This window comes from Thetidibacter halocola, assembly GCF_018224955.1.
Lineage (GTDB): Bacteria > Pseudomonadota > Alphaproteobacteria > Rhodobacterales > Rhodobacteraceae > Thetidibacter > Thetidibacter halocola.
Genome location: NZ_JAGTUU010000020.1, coordinates 1 through 2,076 on the forward strand (window position 1 = coordinate 1; position 2,076 = coordinate 2,076).

General features: G+C 62.7%; 2 protein-coding genes. Both read right to left on the reverse strand.

Annotated elements, in window-relative coordinates:
• Positions 1-297 precede the first annotated feature (297 nt).
• Positions 298-1,500 carry an IS91 family transposase gene (locus tag KB874_RS22745; protein WP_212538857.1) on the reverse strand — a complete coding sequence of 401 codons (1,203 nt, stop codon included), beginning with the start codon at positions 1,498-1,500 and terminating at the stop codon, positions 298-300.
• Positions 1,501-1,510: 10 nt separating this feature from the next.
• Positions 1,511-2,076, reverse strand: a 566-nt coding sequence (locus tag KB874_RS22750; protein WP_212538858.1) for a tyrosine-type recombinase/integrase, incomplete at its 5' end; no start/stop codon positions are given.

Consider the following 2,076-nt stretch of genomic DNA (forward strand, 5'->3'; position numbering starts at 1 on the left):
GTCTAAGATTTGTGGCTGCTGTCAGCGTGAGCTGCAGCGGCGACAAATCTGACAAGGAGGAAAGCGCGGGCGGATTTCGGTGCTATGGGGATAGTGGCTCAAGGCTTGGTGGTTCGATGCTCTGAGCCTGGCATCTTGCGCCGCTGATCCGCTTCGGTCGGCTGATCTGTCCGGGTCGGTGCTGCCGAAGAGCCATATTTGTGTTGCCGTAGACCTCCAGCAGCGCCGGGTTTCGGTGGAAGGGCCGTAACGATTGGTCCGGTTCCTCCGAATAGTGGAACAGGTGTGACGGTTGGATCATGCGGCTTCCTCCCATGGCGGTGCCCGGGATCGAGGGAGTTGACCACGTAGGAAGGTTTCGATGATACGCATCGGGCCGCCGCATTTCGGGCAAGGCGGAAGCTGATCCGCTTCGTCAGCGCGGCTGAGCGGATTCTCTTCGTTTATTTGATCCGGCTCTGACTCGGTGCCGAGCAAGCGTCTGACCATCGCGATCCTTTCCCGGCGGATGCCGTTGGCGAGGAAGCCCGCGTGACGGATGCGGTGGAAGCCGATGGGCAGCACATGGATCAGGAAGCGGCGGATGAACTCGTCCGTGGGCAGGCGCATGGTCTTCATGCGGTCCCCGCGCTTGATGCGGTAGTCCTTCCAGCGGAATGACACCGTGTCGCCGTCGGTACTGATCAGCCTGTGGTTCGAGATCGCGACGCGGTGCGTGTAGCGGCTAAGATAGGCCAGCACGGCCTCGGGTCCGCCGAAGGGAGGCTTGACGTAAACGACCCATTCGGTCCTGCGCAGCGGCGCGAGATGGGTTGCAAAGGTATCGGGATCGGCCAGCCCCGACAGATTGCTGAAGAACTTCAGCTTGCCCGTCGTGTGCAACCTGGCCAGCCCTTCGAGGAACAGACGCCGGAACAGCCGTGACAGCACCTTCACCGGCAGGAAGAACCCCGGGCGGCAAGCGACCCACCGGGTGCCATCTGCCGACAGCCCGCCACCTGGCACGATGACATGCACATGCGGGTGGTGCGTCATCGCCGAGCCCCATGTATGCAGCACCGATGTCATGCCGATCCTTGCGCCCAGATGCTTGGGGTCGGCCGCGATGGTCAGCAGCGTCTGCGCGGATGCTTTGAACAGGAGGCCGTAGACCGCCGCCTTGTTTTGATAGGCAATTTCGGCGACTTGGGCGGGCAGCGTGAAGACCACATGGAAGTACGCCACCGGCAACAGGTCTTCCATCCGCGCCAGCATCCAATCGCGCGCGGCTGCCCTCTGACACTTCGGGCAATGTCGATTGCGGCAGGAGTTGTAGGCAATGTGCTGATGATCGCATTTGGTGCAAGCGGCAACATGGCCACCGAGTGCCGCGGTCCGGCAGGACTCGATGGAGGACATCACCTTCAATTGCGGCAGGTTCAGGTGCCCGGCATGGTCACGGCGATACGTATCACCATGGGTGCGGAAGATATCCGCGACCTCCAGTTTGGGACGGGACATGGGGCCGGGGTCAGCCGGGCCCAGCCTCCCGTCGCCCCAGCAGATCAAGCGGGCTGGTCACATCCCGGATCGTCTTGGTCGCCACCTTTGTGTAGACCGTCGTGGTCTCCAGCTTGGCGTGTCCGAGCAGGACCTGGATGACCCGGATGTCGGTTCCACCTTCGAGCAGATGGGTGGCAAAGCTGTGCCGCAATGTGTGCGGAGATACCTTCTTCTTGATCTCGGCGAAGTCGCAGGCGACGCCAAAGGCCCTGTTGAACTGCCGCGTCGAGATCGGATCGACCCGGTTGCGGCCAGGAAAGAGCCAGCCTGCGGGCCGGGCTTCGCGGTAGTAGTCACGCAGAAGCTCCAACAGGCTCGGCGACAGCATCACATGGCGGTCCTTGCGGCCTTTGCCCTGGTCGATGCGGATCAACATGCGGTCGCTGTCGATATCGCCAACCTTCAGGTGGGTCACCTCGCTCGCACGTAGCCCGCCGCCATAGGCCACGCTGAATGCCGCCCGGTAGCGGAGCCCGGGCCCGGGTGCGGCCTCGAGAATACGCGTCACTTCCTCAGCGCTCAGCACGACAGGTA